20 protein-coding genes are annotated in these 17,326 nt (G+C 67.6%); 9 read left to right on the top strand and 11 right to left on the bottom strand.

The genetic code is table 11. The features are described from left to right. Position 1: 1 nt before the first annotated feature. A complete protein-coding gene (locus ABL840_RS15400) occupies positions 2 to 2,410 on the bottom strand; it encodes a YgiQ family radical SAM protein (protein WP_093201482.1) in 2,409 nt (802 codons plus the stop codon). Positions 2,411 to 2,577: 167 nt separating this feature from the next. Here ABL840_RS15400 and ABL840_RS15395 point away from each other — a divergent pair, with 167 nt between their 5' ends. Next, positions 2,578 to 3,519, top strand: a complete 942-nt coding sequence (locus tag ABL840_RS15395; RefSeq protein WP_240652036.1) for a bifunctional helix-turn-helix transcriptional regulator/GNAT family N-acetyltransferase — start codon at positions 2,578 to 2,580, stop codon at positions 3,517 to 3,519. Positions 3,520 to 3,624: 105 nt separating this feature from the next. Here the strand turns inward: ABL840_RS15395 and ABL840_RS15390 are convergent, their stop codons facing one another. The 4 genes from ABL840_RS15390 to ABL840_RS15375 form a co-directional block, all read right to left on the bottom strand. Continuing rightward, positions 3,625 to 4,407 (bottom strand): 3-hydroxybutyrate dehydrogenase, encoded by a 783-nt coding sequence (locus tag ABL840_RS15390; protein ID WP_019653083.1) that lies wholly within the window; start codon positions 4,405 to 4,407, stop codon positions 3,625 to 3,627. A gap of 59 nt (positions 4,408 to 4,466) precedes the next feature. Continuing rightward, a complete protein-coding gene (locus ABL840_RS15385) occupies positions 4,467 to 5,216 on the bottom strand; it encodes an acetoacetate decarboxylase (RefSeq protein WP_093304845.1) in 750 nt (249 codons plus the stop codon). Positions 5,217 to 5,317: 101 nt separating this feature from the next. Next, a complete protein-coding gene (locus tag ABL840_RS15380; RefSeq protein WP_093304847.1) occupies positions 5,318 to 6,448 on the bottom strand; it encodes a patatin-like phospholipase family protein in 1,131 nt (376 codons plus the stop codon). A gap of 189 nt (positions 6,449 to 6,637) precedes the next feature. Next, positions 6,638 to 7,087 (bottom strand): CHRD domain-containing protein, encoded by a 450-nt coding sequence (locus ABL840_RS15375; protein ID WP_093201492.1) that lies wholly within the window; start codon positions 7,085 to 7,087, stop codon positions 6,638 to 6,640. 156 nt (positions 7,088 to 7,243) lie between these two features. Here ABL840_RS15375 and ABL840_RS15370 point away from each other — a divergent pair, with 156 nt between their 5' ends. Beyond that, on the top strand, positions 7,244 to 7,795 hold the full coding sequence (locus ABL840_RS15370; protein WP_093304849.1) for a DUF924 family protein: 552 nt from the start codon (positions 7,244 to 7,246) through the stop codon (positions 7,793 to 7,795). A gap of 18 nt (positions 7,796 to 7,813) precedes the next feature. Here ABL840_RS15370 and ABL840_RS15365 read toward each other — a convergent pair whose 3' ends face one another. Then, the gene (locus ABL840_RS15365) at positions 7,814 to 8,737 is read right to left on the bottom strand and encodes a YihY/virulence factor BrkB family protein (RefSeq protein WP_093304852.1); all 924 of its coding nucleotides are present in this window, start codon (positions 8,735 to 8,737) and stop codon (positions 7,814 to 7,816) included. Between the two features lie 89 nt (positions 8,738 to 8,826). Here ABL840_RS15365 and ABL840_RS15360 point away from each other — a divergent pair, with 89 nt between their 5' ends. From ABL840_RS15360 to ABL840_RS15345, 4 genes are read left to right on the top strand one after another with little or no spacing between them, the layout of a single operon-like run. Further along, positions 8,827 to 9,396: a chromate transporter gene (locus tag ABL840_RS15360; RefSeq protein ID WP_093201499.1), complete on the top strand. Its 570-nt coding sequence runs from the start codon at positions 8,827 to 8,829 to the stop codon at positions 9,394 to 9,396. Further along, complete coding sequence (locus ABL840_RS15355; protein ID WP_093304854.1) at positions 9,393 to 9,992, top strand: chromate transporter; 600 nt, start codon at positions 9,393 to 9,395, stop codon at positions 9,990 to 9,992. Before ABL840_RS15360 ends, ABL840_RS15355 begins: the two co-directional genes overlap by 4 nt. 34 nt (positions 9,993 to 10,026) lie before the next feature. After that, positions 10,027 to 11,001 (top strand): aldo/keto reductase, encoded by a 975-nt coding sequence (locus tag ABL840_RS15350; RefSeq protein ID WP_093201504.1) that lies wholly within the window; start codon positions 10,027 to 10,029, stop codon positions 10,999 to 11,001. Beyond that, positions 11,001 to 11,477: a DUF3237 domain-containing protein gene (locus ABL840_RS15345; protein WP_093304856.1), complete on the top strand. Its 477-nt coding sequence runs from the start codon at positions 11,001 to 11,003 to the stop codon at positions 11,475 to 11,477. The genes ABL840_RS15350 and ABL840_RS15345 overlap by 1 nt, the downstream gene beginning before the upstream one ends. Here ABL840_RS15345 and ABL840_RS15340 read toward each other — a convergent pair. Continuing rightward, on the bottom strand, positions 11,474 to 11,995 hold the full coding sequence (locus ABL840_RS15340; RefSeq protein WP_093304858.1) for a GNAT family N-acetyltransferase: 522 nt from the start codon (positions 11,993 to 11,995) through the stop codon (positions 11,474 to 11,476). The two genes, ABL840_RS15345 and ABL840_RS15340, sit on opposite strands and share 4 nt — an antisense overlap. Before the next feature lie 63 nt (positions 11,996 to 12,058). On the opposite strand from ABL840_RS15340, the gene ABL840_RS15335 reads away from it, so the two are divergent. The 3 genes from ABL840_RS15335 (at position 12,059) to ABL840_RS15325 (ending at position 14,241) form a co-directional block, all read left to right on the top strand. Beyond that, on the top strand, positions 12,059 to 12,649 hold the full coding sequence (locus tag ABL840_RS15335; protein WP_093304859.1) for a helix-turn-helix domain-containing protein: 591 nt from the start codon (positions 12,059 to 12,061) through the stop codon (positions 12,647 to 12,649). A gap of 126 nt (positions 12,650 to 12,775) precedes the next feature. Continuing rightward, positions 12,776 to 12,946 (top strand): hypothetical protein, encoded by a 171-nt coding sequence (locus ABL840_RS15330; RefSeq protein ID WP_019653095.1) that lies wholly within the window; start codon positions 12,776 to 12,778, stop codon positions 12,944 to 12,946. 95 nt (positions 12,947 to 13,041) lie between these two features. Further along, positions 13,042 to 14,241 carry an NAD(P)/FAD-dependent oxidoreductase gene (locus ABL840_RS15325; protein ID WP_093304861.1) on the top strand — a complete coding sequence of 400 codons (1,200 nt, stop codon included), beginning with the start codon at positions 13,042 to 13,044 and terminating at the stop codon, positions 14,239 to 14,241. A gap of 29 nt (positions 14,242 to 14,270) precedes the next feature. On the opposite strand, the gene rlmB is transcribed toward ABL840_RS15325, so the two are convergent. From rlmB to ABL840_RS15305, 4 genes are read right to left on the bottom strand one after another with little or no spacing between them, the layout of a single operon-like run. After that, on the bottom strand, positions 14,271 to 15,017 hold the full coding sequence (gene rlmB, locus ABL840_RS15320; RefSeq protein ID WP_093201517.1) for a 23S rRNA (guanosine(2251)-2'-O)-methyltransferase RlmB: 747 nt from the start codon (positions 15,015 to 15,017) through the stop codon (positions 14,271 to 14,273). A 45-nt stretch (positions 15,018 to 15,062) separates the two neighbouring features. Then, positions 15,063 to 16,046 (bottom strand): hypothetical protein, encoded by a 984-nt coding sequence (locus tag ABL840_RS15315; RefSeq protein ID WP_093304862.1) that lies wholly within the window; start codon positions 16,044 to 16,046, stop codon positions 15,063 to 15,065. Positions 16,047 to 16,050: 4 nt separating this feature from the next. Beyond that, positions 16,051 to 16,545, bottom strand: coding sequence for a hypothetical protein (locus tag ABL840_RS15310; protein WP_093304864.1), 495 nt, complete (start codon positions 16,543 to 16,545; stop codon positions 16,051 to 16,053). Between the two features lie 58 nt (positions 16,546 to 16,603). Then, positions 16,604 to 17,314, bottom strand: coding sequence for an ABC transporter ATP-binding protein (locus ABL840_RS15305; protein WP_093201525.1), 711 nt, complete (start codon positions 17,312 to 17,314; stop codon positions 16,604 to 16,606). Positions 17,315 to 17,326 lie beyond the last annotated feature (12 nt).

The raw sequence follows: 17,326 nt of genomic DNA, 5'->3' as shown, positions 1-17,326 counted from the left end.
CTCAGCGCGGCTTGCGGATGTTGCCGCGCACCGGGCCGGAAGGCTTGCGCGCGGCGGAACCCGTGCCCGAGCCGTTGTCGCGCGGCGGCAGGCCGGTGTGCTGCGTGAGGATGCGGCCCTTCGAGGGCTTCACCGGCGCCAGCTTGACTGGGGCCGACTTGGCGACGGCCGGCGCGCTCGTCGAGTTCTTGCGCCGTGCGCTGGTGTAGCCGCCGTCGGTCAGCGGCTGCCACGTCGGAATGAGATGGTGCTTGCCGTTGCCGATCAGGTCGGCGCGGCCCATGCTCTTGAGCGCCTCGCGCAGCAGCGGCCAGTTGTTGGCGTCGTGGTAGCGCAGGAAGGCCTTGTGCAGGCGGCGGCGCTTGTCGCCGCGCACGATGTCCACCGTCTCGCTCTCGCGCGTGATCTTGCGCAGCGGGTTGCGGTTGGAGTGGTACATGGCCGTGGCCGTGGCCATCGGGCTCGGATAGAAAGTCTGCACCTGGTCGGCGCGGAAGCCGTTCTTCTTGAGCCAGATCGCGAGGTTCATCATGTCCTCGTCGCTGGTGCCCGGATGCGCGGCGATGAAGTACGGAATGAGGTACTGCTTCTTGCCCGCCTCTGCCGAGTATTTCTCGAACATCTGCTTGAACTTGTCGTAGCTGCCGATGCCGGGCTTCATCATCTTCGTGAGCGGGCCCTGCTCGGTGTGCTCGGGCGCGATCTTGAGATAGCCGCCGACGTGGTGCTGCACCAGTTCCTTCACGTACTCGGGCGACTGCACCGCCAGGTCGTAGCGCAGGCCGGAGCCGATCAGGATCTTCTTGATGCCCTTCAACGCACGCGCCCGGCGGTAGATCTTGATGAGCGGGTCGTGGTTGGTGTTGAGGTTCTGGCAGATGCCCGGGTACACGCAGCTGGGCTTGCGGCAGGCGGCCTCGATCTCGGGCGACTTGCAGCCGATGCGGTACATGTTGGCCGTGGGGCCGCCGAGGTCGGAGATGGTGCCGGTGAAGCCCTTCACCGAATCGCGGATGGCCTCGACCTCCTTGATGATCGAATCTTCCGAGCGGCTCTGGATGATGCGGCCCTCGTGCTCGGTGATCGAGCAGAAAGTGCAGCCGCCGAAGCAGCCGCGCATGATGTTCACGCTGAAGCGGATCATTTCCCACGCGGGGATCTTGGTCGCGCCGTCGTGGCTGCCGTTCTCGTCGGCGTAGCGCGGATGCGGGCTGCGCGCGTACGGCAGGTCGAACACGTGGTCCATCTCGGCCGTGGTGAGCGGAATGGGCGGCGGGTTGATCCACACGTCGCGCGCCGTGGTGCCCTCGCCGTGCGCCTGCACCAGCGCGCGGGCGTTGCCGGGGTTGGTTTCCAGGTGCAGCACGCGGTTGGCGTGCGCGTAGAGCACCGGGTCGCTGCGCACCTGCTCGTAGGCCGGCAGGCGGATCACCGAGCGCTCGCGCGGCGGCACCTTGGTCTTGCCCCTGCCCTGCAGCGCAGGGTTGGGCACGAAGTTCAGCGGCTTGATGGCGGGGTTGACCACCGAGCCCGCGGCCGATCCAGCGGCTTCTGCAGCCTTGGCAACAGCTTCGGCCTCTTCTTCCTTCGCGCAGGTGGCGCCGTTGGCCTTGGCCTGGTCGGACACCATCAGGTATGGATTGACGTGCGCCTCGACGCGGCCGGGCTCGTCGACACTGGTGGAATCGATCTCGAACCAGCCTTCCGGCGTCTCACGGCGCACGAAGGCGGTGCCGCGCACGTCGGTGATCTGCTGCACCGGCTCCTTGGCGGCCAGGCGGTGCGCGATCTCGACGATGGCGCGCTCGGCATTGCCGTACAGCAGCAGGTCGCACTTGGAGTCGACCACGATGGAGCGGCGCACCTTGTCCGACCAGTAGTCGTAGTGGGCGATGCGGCGCAGGCTGCCTTCGATGCCGCCGAGGATGATCGGCACGTCGTTCCAGGCTTCCTTGCAGCGCTGCGAATACACGATGGCCGCGCGGTCGGGGCGCGAGCCGCCGACGTCGCCGGGGGTGTAGGCATCGTCGCTGCGGATCTTCCGGTCGGCCGTGTAGCGGTTGATCATCGAATCCATGTTGCCGGCGGTGACGCCGAAGAACAGGTTCGGCTTGCCCAGCGCCATGAAGGGCTCGGCGCTCTGCCAGTCGGGCTGCGCGATGATGCCCACGCGGAAGCCCTGCGCTTCCAGCATGCGGCCGATGACCGACATGCCGAAGCTGGGATGGTCGACATAGGCGTCGCCCGTGACGACGATGATGTCGCAGCTGTCCCAGCCGAGCGCTTCCATCTCCTTGCGCGTAGTCGGCAGGAATTTCGCCGTGCCGAAACGGGCCGCCCAGTACTTGCGGTAGCTGGTCAGCGGCTTGGCGGCACGCGCGAAAAAGGAGACGTCGACGGGAGCGTTCATCGGTGGGAGTTGACAGCGCCGTGGGAGCGCCGTTGTGGGCAACCCTCGATTTTAGGGTTTTCCACCATGCCTGTCGCCCTGCGTGACGTGTGACCGGACTTTCCCGAAGGACTCATGTCCGGTCAATTTGATTGCCAAAGTCAATTAACTGAATGACAATAGCAACCATGTCCACGACTTCGCCACCCATCGACACCGCCGCCGTCAAGGCGATCCGGCAGTTCAACCGCTTCTACACGCGCCGCATCGGCGCCCTCGACCCCTACCTGGGCAGCGCCATGTCGCTGACCGACGTGCGCGTCCTGTACGAGCTGGCGCACCGCGAGATGGCCGTCGCCAGCGAGATCGGGCGCGACCTCGGGTTCGACGCAGGCTACCTGAGCCGCATCCTTCGCCGCTTCGAGAACGAGGGCTGGCTGGTCCGCGAGCCCCATCCGCGCGACGCGCGCCAGAGCGTGCTGCGCCTGACCGAGGCGGGCCACGCCGCATTCGCGCCGTTGCAACAGAAGTCGCGCGAAGAGGCGGCCGCCCTGCTCGCCTCGCTCGCACCGGCACAGCGCCAGCAGCTGGTGCACGCCATGGGCACGGTGCAGTCGCTGCTCGATCCCCAGGCGCCGCCGGCAAGGCCGCAGGCCGCCATCCTGCGGGAGCCCGGCCCCGGCGACATCGGCTGGGTCGTGCAGCAGCACGGCGAGATCTACGCACGCGAATACGGCTGGAACAGCACCTTCGAGGCACTGGTGGCCGGCATCGCGGGCGAGTTCCTGCTCAAGTTCCAGCCCGAGTGGGAGCGCTGCTGGATCGCCGAGCTCAACGGCGAGCGGGTGGGCTCGATCTTCGTGGTGCGCAAGTCGGCCACGGTGGCGCAGCTGCGCCTGCTGATCCTCACGCCCGCCGCGCGCGGGCTGGGACTGGGCGGCAAGCTGGTGGACGAATGCATCGCCTTCGCGCGCCTGAAGGGCTACCGGAAGATGGTGCTGTGGACCAACAGCTGCCTGACGGCCGCGCGCGGCATCTACGCCAGCCGCGGCTTCCAGCTCACGGGTTCCGAGCCGCACGAGGGCTACGGCACCCCGCTCGTGGGCGAGACCTGGGAATTGAAGCTCTAATGCCAGGAACACCGCGGAACCGGCTTGGCCGGGCCGCAGGTGTTGCCCCCGGTAGGGGGTTGGCGAAGCGACACGAAGTGCGCGCAGCCTGGGGGCGAGCAACAGTTATTGCATGAACCAGCCGTGGCTCACCACCAGTGACTGACCGGTGAGCGCATTCGTCGGGAAGCCCGCGAACAGCAGCGCCACGCGCGCCACGTCTTCCGTGGTGGTGAATTCGCCGTCGACCGTCTCCTTCAGCATCACGTTCTTGATGACCTCCTGCTCGGTGATGCCCAGCGTCTTCGCCTGCTCGGGAATCTGCTTCTCGACGAGCGGCGTGCGCACGAAACCCGGGCAGATCACATTGGCGCGCACGCCGTGCTTGGCACCTTCCTTCGCGACAGTCTTGGCCAGTCCGATGAGGCCGTGCTTGGCCGTCACGTAGGGCGCCTTCAGCAGCGAGGCTTCCTTGGAGTGCACCGAGCCCATGTAGATCACGCTGCCGCCACGGCCCTGCGCGTACATGTGCTTCAGGCAGGCCTTGGTGGTGAGGAAGGCGCCGTCGAGGTGAATGGCGAGCATCTTCTTCCAGTCGGCGAAGCTGAATTCTTCGACCGGGTGCACGATCTGGATACCGGCATTGCTGATGAGGATGTCGATGCCGCCGAAGGCAGCCGCGCCCTCTTCCACCGAGGCGTTGACCTGGTCTTCGTTCGTCACGTCGACGCCCACGCCGATGGCCTGCGCGCCCGTGGCCTTGAGCTCGGCCGCGGTGGCGTCGGCCGCCTCCTTGTTGAGGTCGGCGATGATGATCTTCGCGCCTTCCTGGGCGAACAGGATGGCGATCTCCTTGCCGATGCCGCTGGCCGAGCCGGTGATGTAGGCGACCTTGTCCTTGAGTTGCATGGTGATGTTCCTTGAGGGTTGGGGTTGGAAAGCCGGCGACCCGAAGCCGCCAGCAAGAATCAGGCGAGATAGTCGTGCTCGACGGTGCCTAGCGCGAGCGTCATGTCCGCGATGTAGTGCACCGCCGATTCGACCTTGCGCACGGGCAGATCGGCCACCGGCGCCAGCGCGTGCGGATGCAGTTCGAGCGAGCCGGGCCCGCCCCACGCGCCGTGCAGCGTCACGTCGACCATGTGATAGCGCACCAACTCGCAGATGCGCGCCGTGCCGTCGACGTGCGGAATGATCTTGAGCAGGAAGTTCGGCTGCGCGATGCCCGCGAGGATGGGCGCCGGGTCGAGCGTGCGGTGCTTGAAGCCCATCGTGCCCTTGGCCACGCGCACCTTGCCGTAGTCGAGCGTGCCGACCACCACGTCGGTCTCGTAGTCGAGCACCGGCGAGGCGAGCTTCTTCGGAAAGCCCCAGAGCTCGCGCCCGCCCGCGATGGGCGGATGGTCGTTGAGGTACATCGCATGCACGTACGAGCCCTTCTCCACGCCCTTGTCGGTGCGCAGCTGCACCGGAATGACCTGGCCCGACTCGGTGTAGTCGCCGAAGCCGGTCGAATCGGGCATGCGGATGAACTCGTACTTGACCAGCGGCTCGACAACCTCAAGCGGCTCGGGCACCACGGCGCGCAGGGCCTCGATGTCGGTGCGGTACGTGATGATGAGAAATTCGCGCCTGATGAAGCGATAAGGGCCTGGTGGAAAGGCGGGGCTGGTCAGCGGCATCGCGAATGCCGTTCGTCGCACGTCTTCAATGTTCATGATGCAAACATTTCCTCCTGGTGAAGCTGAAGCGTTGAAGTGACGGCCCAGTCTCGCGCTGGTTTCTTAGCCGGGGCTGAATCGCAGACCGCCCCGACGATTCATCGAGAAAGCCCAGGCCGCTTGACGCGCCCCGAACCGTGCTCGCCGAGGTCGAAGGTGGTCACGCCGTTCACGGTGGCATCGGCGCGCAGCGTCTCGGGGTGGGCCAGCGTCACGCGCATGTCGCGCGCACCGGCCTCCCAGTGCTCTTCGACTGCGGCGCGCGAGAACTCGTAGTCCTTCGACTCCAGCTCGTAGGGCTTGTCGCGGTAGATCAGGTGGAAGATGTCGATGGGCTCGTGCGTGAGCTGCGACTGCACCTCGTGCACGCTGGGGTCGTTGCGCAAGTGGGCCGGCAGCTTGGAGATCAGGTCGGCAATGGCCTGCTGCAGGTTCATGTTGGCGGCCAGCGCATCGGTGTTCATACGCGTGCGGCTCGAGTAGGTGATGTCCTTCTGCCGCTCCATCACGCCGGCCATGTTGTGCGGCATCTCGCCGCGCGCATTGAACAGGTCGACCTGCAGCACCACCAGCGGCTCGCTGCGCGGATGCGTGTCGAGCACGTACTGCAGCGGCGTGTTCGAGACGATGCCGCCGTCCCAGTAGTCGTCGCCGTCGATGCTCACGGGCGCGAAGCCCGGCGGCAGCGCACCGCTGGCCATGATGTGCTCGGGCCCGATCAGCTGGCGCGTGTTGTCGAAGTACACCGAGTTGCCGGTGCGCACGTTCACCGCCCCAACGCTGAAGCGCGCCTCGCAGGCGTTGATGCGGTCGAAGTCGACGAGGCGCTCGAGCGTGGACTTCAGCGGCGAGGTGTCGTAGTAGCTCAGCAGCGGCGCCGCCCCGCCCATCAGGAAGGCCGGCGAATAGCGCGGCTCGAAGAAGCCCGGAATGCCCACCAGCGAGGCCATGGTGGCGCTGAACTGGTTCTGGGTGGCGCGGTCGCCCAGCCATGGAGGCAGGCGCTGCGAAGGCCCGGAAGACACGAGATGCCAGAACTCGCGCAGCCGGTCGACCCGCTTTTCCTGTGCGTTGCCGGCGATCAGCGCGGCATTGATGGCGCCGATGGAAACGCCCGCGATCCAGTGCGGCTGCAGCTCGGTTTCGCTGAGCGCCGCGTACACGCCGGCCTGGTAGGCGCCGAGCGCGCCCCCGCCCTGCAGCACCAGCGCCTTGCGGGCGGTGCGCATGTCCTCGCGGCGCGAGGCGAAGGGGTCGAGGGGCTTCCTGGATGCACTGGAAGCGGTGGAGGCGGTGGAGGCGGCACGGGTTCGGGTTTTCTTCTTCGGTGGTGTCGTCGTCATGCGTTCATTTGACACCAGCCCCGAGACGCCAACCTGACGAGGGACTTATCCAGGGGCTGTGCCCCTGGAACGAAGTCACATCTTCGGCAACATCTGCCCGCGAATCTCGCCGCCGGGGTTGGCGGCCGTGTGGATGTTGGCGTACCACTTGCCCGCCGACAGGTCCGCGGCCTGCGCCGGCGTGAGCGTGGCTTGGCCCTCGATCGGGCTTGCCGGGTTGGCGAAAGGCAGCACCACGCCGGCATTGGCGCCTGCGGCGGCCGGACCGTGGAAGTGCGCCATGGTGGCCGGGCCGCTCAGGCCGGTGTAGGTGATCTTGTACTTGAGCACGTTGGTGTCGCGGTCGAGCCAGGCCTCGGCCATGCCGCTGCCGCGCGTCATGTTGGGCGGGACTTCGCTGGCTGCGTTCATCGCGCCGCTGAAGCTCGCGACGTTCGACTTCGACATCATTCCGCAGCCGACCAGCGCGGCACTGGCCACCCCGGTCACGAGGGCTGCGCGCAAAAAGGTGCCATATTTGGTCATGAGCTTGATCTCCTGAGTAATGAAAGCCTCCAAAGCATAGGCAGCGCAGAGGACCTGTCTTGTCGGCCACCACCCCGACTTTGATGGCCGCCGGAGGGCCCGAGACGGCTGCAAAAGCCGGTGAAAGGCGGCGAGAGGCTGAAAGAGAATGCAACGATGACTTCCACCTACCTCCCCACCGCCCGCAACGTGGTCGATTTCTGGCGCGAGGCCGGCCCCGACCGCTGGTTCGCCAAGAACGACTCCTTCGACGCCGACTTTGCCCTGCGCTTCTCGCAGGCCCACCAGGCGGCAGCCCGTGGCGAGCTCGACCATTGGGCGTCCGACGCCGAAGGCGCGCTGGCCCTGCTCGTGCTGCTCGACCAGTTTCCCCGCAACACCTGGCGCGGCAATGCGCACATGCTGGCCACCGACGGCAAGGCTCTGGCCGTGGCGAAGCAGGCGATCGAGGCGGGCTTCGACCGGCAGTGCGAGCCCGTGCTGCAACGTTTCTTCTACCTGCCCTTCATGCACTCGGAGGTGCTGGCCGAACAGGAGCGCTCGGTCGAACTCAACGCCGCGCTCGACGACAACACCCAGCGCTATGCCGTGCTGCACCGCGACATCGTCGCGCGCTTCGACCGCTTTCCGCACCGCAACAGCATGCTCGGGCGCACCAGCACGGCGGAGGAGCAGAAGTTCCTGGACGAAGGCGGCTTCGCCGGCTGAGCAGGAAGACAGCGACGCTCACTCGTCGTTGTGCGGCAGCGGCACTTCGCGCGTGGGCGAGGGGTTCAGCTCGGCGATGCCCTTGGTGTCCTTCATCGAGCCGTAGGTGCGCGCGTAGACCCAGGTGAACTCCGCGCCCAGCAGGAAGATCTGCGCCGAGTAGTACACCCACACAAGCACCACCACCAGCGAGCCCGCAGCGCCGTAGCCCGAGGCCACGCTGCTCTTGCCGATGTACAGGCCGATCAGGTGCTTGCCCACGGTGAAGAGCAGCGCCGTCACCGCCGCGCCCACCCACACGTCGCGCCACTGCACCTTGGCGCGCGGCATGATCTTGTAGATCATCGCGAAGATCGCCGTCACCATCGCGAAGCTGAAGACGAAGTTGACGAGCTGCGCCGTCGTCTCCCACGCGCCGAACACCGGCGACCACCACTTGCTCAGTGCCGCGAGCCCGGCGCTCGCAACCAGCGACACCATGAGCAGGAAGCCGATGCCCATGATCATGCTGAACGACAGCAGCCGCACGCGCAGCATGTTGAACAGGCCCTTGTTCTTGACGCGGGCCGGCGCGCGCCAGATGCGGTCCAGCGCGTCCTGCAGTTCGCCGAAGACGGTGGTGGCGCCCACCACCACCAGGCCGATGCCGATCACAGTGGCGACGATGCCCTCGGCCGGCTTGTTGACGGCCTTCAGCATGCCCTGCACCGCCGCCGCGCCCTGCTCGCCCATCAGGCCCGAGAGCTGGGCGAAGATCTCGCCGCGCGCGGCCTCCTGCCCGAAGACCAGCCCGGCCACCGCGATCACGATCAGCAGCAGCGGCGCGATCGAGAACACCGTGTAGTAGGCCAGTGCGGCGCCCATGCTCGGGGCGTAGTCGTTCGACCACGAGTTGAAGGCCCGGCGGCAGAGATCGAAGAGCGCGCGCAGTTGCGTGACCATGCTGGAATGTCCTCCATGAAGCGGCCGGGCACCGCGCTGTCGCTGCGGTGCCCGGCGTGTTGAAAGCATGCCTACGATAATCGCTCGACATGCAACCGTCTCCCCCCGCAGCCCACCCGCAGTCGCCGCGCGACCTTTTCGTCTCGTTCACCTGGCTTGCGCTGCAGGGCTTCGGTGGCGTGCTGGCCATCGTCCAGCGCGAGATGGTCGAGAAGAAGAAATGGCTCACGCCCGAGCAGTTCCTCGAGGACTGGGCCGTGGCGCAGGTGATGCCGGGACCCAACGTGATCAACCTCGCCCTGATGATCGGCGACCGCTACTTCGGCCTGCGCGGCGCGCTGGCCGCGGTGGCTGGCATGCTGACCATTCCGCTGGTGGTGATCCTCGCGCTGGCCGTGCTGTATGCGCACTACGCCGGCAACCCGCAGGTGGCTGCCGCGCTGCGGGGCATGGGGGCGGTGTCCGGCGGGCTCATCGCCGCCACGGGCATCAAGCTGGTGCCGCAGCTGCGCAAGCACCCGCTGGGCTTCACGACCTGCCTGGTCTTCATGGCACTGGTCTTCGTGGCCATCGCGGTGCTGAAGATTCCGCTCGGCTGGGTGCTGCTGGTGGTCGGCGGCGTGGCCTGCATCTGGACCTGGAAGAGGATCGCCCCATGACCATCGTCATGCAGTGGCACGACTGGCTGGCCCTCTTCGGGCAGTACATGCTGCTGTCGCTGCTGTCGATCAGCGGCGCTATCACCACGGTGCCCGACATGCACCGCTATCTCGTCTCGCAGCACGGCTGGCTCACCGACGCGCAGTTCAGTTCCTCGGTCGCCATCGCGCAGGCGGCGCCCGGGCCCAACGTGCTGTTCGTGGCGCTGATGGGCTGGAACGTGGGGCTCAACGCCGGCGGCGGCATCGGCGCGGGGCCTCATGCCTGGCTGCTCGGCCTCTTCGGGCTGATGGTCACGATGCTGGGCATCATGCTGCCGAGCACCACCCTCACCTACTTCGCCACCCGCTGGGGCCACCGCAACCGCACGCGCCGCGAGGTACGCGCCTTCAAGCAGGGCATGGCGCCCGTGGTGGTCGGACTGCTGATCGCCACCGGCTGGGTGCTGGCGGCCGGAAACCATGCCGGCGATGCGCCCGCGTGGCACCTGTGGCTGCTGACCGGCGCCGCCGCGCTTATCGTCTGGCGCACGCGCATCCACCTGCTCTGGCTGCTCGGCGCCGGCGCGGTGCTGGGCGCCGTGGGCTTCGTCTGACTTCTCCCTTCCCTTTCATCAGGAACACATCGACATGTCGCAACTTCGCCCGCTCGGCCGCTCCGGCCTCCAGGTTTCCCCGCTCGCCTTCGGCGGCAACGTGTTCGGCTGGACCGTCGACGAGGCGGCCTCGTTCAAGCTGCTCGACGCCTGGCTGGACGCGGGCTTCAACTTCGTCGACACCGCGGACGTGTACTCGGCATGGGTGCCGGGCCACACCGGCGGAGAGTCGGAGACCATCATCGGCAAGTGGCTCAAGCAAAGCGGCAAGCGCAACCGCGTGGTGCTGGCCACCAAGGTCGGCAAGCCGATGGGCGAAGGCAAGGTGGGCCTTGCGCCCAAGTACATCCGCGAAGCCGTCGAGGCCTCGCTCAAGCGCCTGCAGACGGACCACATCGACCTCTACCAGTCGCACGACGACGATGCCAATACGCCGCTGGAGGAATCGCTCGGCGCCTTCGACGACCTGATCAAGCAGGGCAAGGTGCGCGCCATCGGCGCGTCGAACTACACGGCGCCGCGCCTGGCCGAGGCGCTCGACGTGTCGGAGCGCCTGGGCATCGCCCGCTACGAGAGCCTGCAGCCGCTGTACAACCTGTACGACCGCGCCGTGTTCGAGGACGCGCTGGAGCCGCTGTGCATCAAGCGCGAAGTGGGCGTGATCAACTTCTACGCGCTGGCCGCCGGCTTCCTCACGGGCAAGTACCGCACCGAGGCCGATGCCGCCAAGAGCCCGCGCGGCGCCAACACCACCAAGAAGTACCTCAACGAACGCGGCCTGCGCATCCTCGATGCGCTCGACAAGGTCGCCCAGCAGTACAACGCCAAGCCGGGCCAGGTCGCCATCGCATGGCAGATCGCGCGACCGGGCGTGACTGCGCCCATCGCCAGCGCGACCTCCATCGCGCAGCTCGAGGAACTCGTGGTCGCGACGCAGCTGAAGCTCGACGCGGGCACCATCGAGATGCTCGACCGCGCCAGTGCCGAGACGGCGAAGCCCGCGGCCTGATGAGCGTGTTCGACGCCATCGCGGCGCCCACGCTGGAGCACTTCGTCGACCTGCGCGTCGAGGTGGGCGTGCCGCAGATCCTGGGCAATGGCCCGCGCGGGCTGCGCCGCGTGGTGCCGATCACCGGCGGCGAGGCCATCGGCCACGGCTGGCGGGCCCGAGTGCTGCCCGGCGGCAGCGACTTCCAGCTGATCGTGAGCGACACGCTCTCCGAACTCGACGCGCGCTACAGCCTCGAGACCGATGCAGGCGACCTGATCTACGTGCAGAACAGCGCCCTGCGTTCGGCCTCGCCCGAAACGATGGCCAGGCTGCTGCGCGGCGAGCCGGTCGATCCGTCGCAGGTGTACTTCCGCTGCAGCCCGCGCTTCGAGACCGCCTCGGCCTCGCTGAAGTGGATCAACGAGCGCATGTTCACCGGGGCCGGCGTGCGCCACCCGGCCGAGGTGGTGATGCGCTTCTTTGTCCTGAACTAGCCGTCGACCGGGTTCAATGGCGTCGCAAGGATGCGCTGGTAAAAAGCCACGTCGAGCCAGCGCCCGAACTTGAAGCCCGCCTGCCGCACCGTGCCCGAGTGCTCGAAGCCCAGGCGCTCGTGCAGCGCGATGCTGCCGGCGTTGGCGGCGTCGATGGCGCCGACCATCACGTGCACGTCGCGCTTCACGGCCTCCTCGATGATCGCTTCCATCAGCGTACGGCCCAGCCCGGCGCCGCGATGCGCGCTGTCCACGTAGACCGAGTGCTCCACCGTGTACTTGTAGGCGGGAAAGGCGCGGAAGGTGCCGTAGCTCGCGAAGCCCAGCAGCTTGCCGCTGTCGTCCTCCGCGCCGACCACCGGGAAGCCGTTGGCGCGCTTGGTGGCGAACCACGTGACCATGTTCTCGGCGGTGCGCGGCTTGTAGTCGTACAGGGCGGTGGAAGTGACGATGGCCTCGTTGAGGATGGCCAGGATCGCGGTGGAGTGGGCTTCTTCGGTGCAGGAGATGAGACGCATGGTGCGGTTCCTCGTTCGGGTTTCGTTGAAATTTCGTTCAATATAGGAGAATAATAATCTCATATGAGAAACGATTCATCTCCCGTCGACACCCCGGGTCCGAACATCGACATGCTCATCGCCACCCGGCTGCTGGCATTGAGGCAGGCGCAGGGGCTGAGCCTCGCCGACCTGGCCGAGCGTTCGGGCGTGAGCAAGGCCATGATTTCCAAAGTGGAGCGCGCCCAGAGCAGCCCTACCGCCGTGCTGCTGGGAAAGCTGGCGGCCGGGCTCGGCGTGGCGCTGGCGCAGCTGCTGACCGAGGAGAAGGCGCAGACGAAGCGTCTGCGCACGCGCGCCGGGCAGGAGGTCTGGCGCGACCCGCAAGCGGGCTATCTGCGGCGCCAGGTCGCCGAGCGCCAGGCGGGCAGCGGCGTCGAGATGGTCGAGATCGAACTGCCGCGTTCGGCGCAGGTCGACTACCCGCGATGGAGCGGCAAGCCGTATCGCCAATGCCTGTGGATGCTCGAAGGAGAACTGCGGGTGGACTACGGCGACGAGCGCTTCGAGCTCGCACCGGGCGACTGCCTCGACTTCGGAGTCGACCGTCCACTGGTCTTCAAGGCGCTGGGGCGCGGTGCCTGCCGCTATCTGCTGGTGGCGAGCCCGGAATAGGCGGCGCACGGGGGTGGCGTACCCCCGAGGTAGGCAAGCTCCCACATTCACATTCGGCGCGCACCGGTGCTGCGGGCGGCGCCGGCCGGAATACTGCAAGACATCTCGACTTCCGGAGGAACGACGATGTCTTTCGCGCTCTACATGATCGGTTTCCTGATTTTCCTGGCCGGCGTCGCCTGGGGCGCCTCGGTGGCCGGCGTGCCCACGCTCTACATCGGCATCGGCGCGGTGATCCTGCTGGGTATCGGCATCTTCAGCGCGGTGGGCCGTACGCGCGGCAAGGACCCTTCCTGAGTTCACGCGGGCTTCACGCCGCCCGCACAGAGGGTCGCTAACTTCGCAGCGCGCATCGCGAGAGGCGGTGCGCGTTGCTTCAAGTCAGCGGCCCCATGCATACATCTCCAACCTTCTTTTCCCCGCTTCTTCCCTCCGCCTATTCGGCGGCGCCCGCACCGGCCTCTGCTGCCGGCAACGGCATGGGCCATCTCAAGGTCGATTTGCTCGTCGTCGGCGCCAGCTTCGCGGGCCTCGCCTGTGCGCGGGCGGCGGCGCTCGCGGGCCTCAGCGTGATGGTGCTGGAGAAGAAGACCGCGGCCGGCGCCAAGCTGCACACCACCGGCATCATCGTCAAGGACGCGGTCGACAGCGTGCCCTGGCTGGCCGAGGTACCGCCCGCGCTGGTGCGCCGCATCGAGGGCGTGAGGCTCTACGCCCCCGACATGCATCACGTCGACCTGCATGCGCCCGGCTACTGGTTCTGGGCCACCGACGCGCCCGCCCTGCTCGACTGGATGGTCGATTCGACCCGCGCCTGCGGCGTCGACGTGCGGCTGGGCATGCTGTTCGAGCAGGCCCTGTGGCTCGACGGCCGCTGGGAAGTGCCGCTGACGCACGGCCCCTGCATCACGGCCACGTACCTCGTGGGCGCGGACGGCCCGCACTCGCGCGTCGCCAAGGCACTGGGCCTGTCGCGCAACACGCGCTTTCTCTACGGCGTGGAGCACGAATACCAGGGCGCAAGGATGGCGCCCGACCTGCTGCACTGCTTCATCGACCGCAAGCTCGCGCCCGGCTACATCGGCTGGGCGCTCGAAGGGGTCGGCGTGAGCCAGATCGGACTGGCGCGCCGCATGGTGCACGACGATGCGGGCGCGCTGAGGCTCGAACCGCTGCTGCGCAAGATCGCCCCGGTGGTCACGCCCGGCGACGCGCCGCCCGTCGCGGTGCGCGCGGGAATGATCCCCTGCGGCGGCGTGCTGCCAGTGGTGGCGCGCGAAGGGGCGCTGCTGGTGGGCGATGCAGCGGGCATGGTGTCGCCGGTGACCGCCGGCGGCATCCACACGGCCCTTCTGCACGGGCAAGGCGCCGGCGAGGCCGTGGCGCGCTTCGTGCGCGGCGAGGTCGGCGACCCGGCCACGTGGTTCGTGCGCGGCTACCCGGGCTTCAGGCTCAAGCGCGCGCTGCGCTGGGCCTTCGACCATTTCCAGAATGACTGGATGTTCAACCGCCTGCTGGGCACGCCGCCGATGCGGCGCATGGCGGAACTCGTCTACTTCCACCGCAAGGGCAGGTCGCTGCCCCGGGGCTAGGAAAGATCCAGGAAGAGCCGGAAACGAGATCAGGCGCTGCGCTGTCGCAGTGCCTCGTAGAGGCATACGCCGCTGGCCACCGAGACGTTCAGGCTCTCGACCGCGCCGGCCATCGGGATGCTCACCAGCTCGTCGCAGGTCTTTCGCGTGAGCTGCCGCATGCCCTCGCCCTCGGCGCCCAGCACCAGCGCCAGCGGGCGCTTGAAGTCGCTCTGGTAGATGGTGCCCGGAGCGTCGTCGCTGGTACCCACGCACCAGATGTTGCGTTCCTTGAGCTCGTTGAGGGTGCGCGCGAGGTTGGTGACCATGAAGTACGGCACCGTCTCGGCCGCACCGCTCGCCACCTTGGCGACAGTGGCGTTAATGCCGGCCGCGTGGTCCTTGGGGGCGATGACCGCGTGCGCGCCGGCGCCGTCGGCCACGCGCAGGCAGGCGCCGAGGTTGTGCGGGTCGGTCACGCCGTCGAGCACCAGCAGCAGGGGCACGGTGCCGGCCTCTTCGAGGCCTTCGAGCAGTTCGTCGAGAGAGCGGACCTGGGCCACGGGCTCGACCCGCGCCACCACGCCCTGGTGGCCGTGGCTGCCGCTGAGCTTGGAGAGCCGGGCACCGTCGGCCTCGATGAGTCGCACGCCGGTTTCCTGCGCTCGCGCGAGGAACTGTTTCATGCGCGCGTCGCGCCGGCTGGCGTCGAACAACACTTCGAGCACCGACTTCGGCGCGGTCTTGAGGCGCACGCCCACGGCATGGAAGCCGAAGATCACTTTGGGGGAAGACATCCGTGGATTATCCCTGCCCCCTCGGGGCCGGCCCGCCGTGCGCGTTCAGGCGATCGGCAGGCCGCTGAGCGCGCGGGTGCGCTCGTCGTGCAGTTCCTGCACTGCCAGCGCGTTCGGATGCACTTTCGCAGCGTTTCCCACGCTCTCCAGGTACTGGCAGGCGGCGTGGCCCTGGGCGGCCTTTTCATAGCGGGCGATCCAGGCGTCGCGCGCGGGCAGCTTCTCGGGCGATACCGGCCACACGCCCGGCTGGGGCCGCATGTGGTCGCCGATGCCCACGCGCCAAGGCTTGGCGCTCACGCGGGCGCGAAAGCAGTTCTGGTTGCGGCACATGCGTGCGTAGACCTTGTCGACGCCCAGCGCATGGAAGCAATCGGCCACCGCGGTAGCGGCCGGGTCGAAGACGTCGTGCATCGCCAGCAAACGAAAGCCCGCGGGGGTGCGGTAGATACGCAGATGCCAGTCGGGATGCTGCTGCATGAAACGTGCGATGCGCTCCGCCGCCCGCTTCTCGGGTGCGGGGTTGCCGCTGTGCTCGCCGCGCTTCTTGCGCTGGCCGATGACCCACGCCACGACGAAGACCACGATGCCCGCGATCAGCCCGCCCAGCCAGGTCCTGGCGGCCCAGCCGCCGACCACGCCGGCGATCAGCGCCGGAACGAGCGCGAAGCCGAACACGCTGCCGCGCAGGGGCTCCTCGAAGTCGATGTCGACGAACAGCACGTCGGGCGTGTTGAGGCAGCGCGCGCCGTAGGTGTTGCGCGTGATGATGGTGTCGCCCTGGCGCTCGACGATTTCCTCGCGGATCGGCACGCCGTCGGCGCCGTTGTAGGGCATCTTGCGCTCGCGGAGTTCGAGCTTCTCGCCCTTGTGGACGATGCGGTCGAAGGCCTCGCGGGTGCGCTGGTCGGCGTGCGCCTGCGCGGCCACGGGGCTCTCGTCGGACCAGCCGTAGCGGCGCACGGTGACCTGCTTGCCGGCCACGCGCTCCTGGACGCGGCCTTCGGCCCAGAACTGGGGAACAATCATCGCCTCAGGCCTTTCCGCCGAACAGCAGCCAGACCAGGACCGCCGCGAGCAGGATGATCAGGATCGGCAGCCATTTGTAGCCGTCGCCCTGCACGCGGCCCGGCTCGACCATGGGGCGCCGGGGCATGTGCTGGGTCAGTGGACCGAAGCTGCCGAGCGCGGGGTCGTCGTGGTTGTCGACCAGCCGCTTGGCGGCCGACAGGCTCAGCCCGGTGGCTTCGCGCGTGAGGCGGATGGCCTCCATCTTGTTGCCCTGCGCCAGGGCAGCGAGCGCGGTGGACGGCATCGATGCGAAGCCGCGATCCTGCTTGGCCGCGGTGGGGACGCAGCGTCCGCCTTCGTTGTCGTCCTCTCCTCTTTCCAGCCGGTCGGCATACCGGTCCACAGCTTCCTTGGCCGACTTGAGGTCCACGCCCGTGCGGCTGCGCACGATCTTGATGGCCTCGATCATCCTGCCGCGCTGCAGCGCCAGGACGGCGTCGGGCGGAAGCTCCTCCATGAATATCTCCTCGAAAGTGACGGGCGCTTTATTTATGTTTCATAGCTTATTGCGCTTGTCAGGCGGGCGCCAGAGCCACTTTTTCATTAAGAGCGACGCGCCCGGCCTCGATGGTGATACGTCGTTCGCAACGCGCCGCGATGCCCCGGTCGTGGGTGACGAGCACGAGCGTGGTGCCGAGCTCGCGGTTCAGGTCGAACATCAGCTGCATGACCTGCTCGCCGGTGGCGAAGTCGAGGCTGCCGGTGGGCTCGTCGGCCAGCAGCAGCGCCGGCTGGACGACGAAGGCGCGGGCCAGCGCCACGCGCTGCTGTTCGCCGCCGGAGAGCACTTTCGGGTAGTGCCCGAGCCGCTGGCCCAGGCCGACGCGGCCGAGCATTTCGGTGGCGGCCTTGCGGGCGTCCTTGCGGTTGGCAGTTTCCAGCGGAAGCATCACATTCTCGAGTGCCGTGTAGTTGGCCAGCAATTGAAAGCTCTGGAATACGAATCCAACATGGCGGCCTCGCAGGGCGGCGCGCTCGTCCTCGTTCATCGCGAAGATGTCTTCACCCGCTATGCGCACCGTGCCGCGCGTGGGCGTGTCCAGCCCCGCGATGATCGACAGCAGCGTGCTCTTGCCGGAGCCCGAGGCGCCGACGATGGCGGCGGTTTCCCGCGCACCGAGGGTGAAATCGATGTCCTGCAGAATGTCCAGCGTGCCTGTCGAATCGGTGACGGACTTGAACACATGCTCGACGGCGACAATGGCATCAGAGGGGGGTTGGGACATGGAAAGGCTCTG

This window comes from Variovorax sp. NFACC27 (genome assembly GCF_048301545.1).
Classification (GTDB): domain Bacteria; phylum Pseudomonadota; class Gammaproteobacteria; order Burkholderiales; family Burkholderiaceae_C; genus Variovorax; species Variovorax gossypii.
Note: the sequence above shows the minus strand (reverse complement) of the source record. Positions and strands in the feature narration are given on the sequence as shown.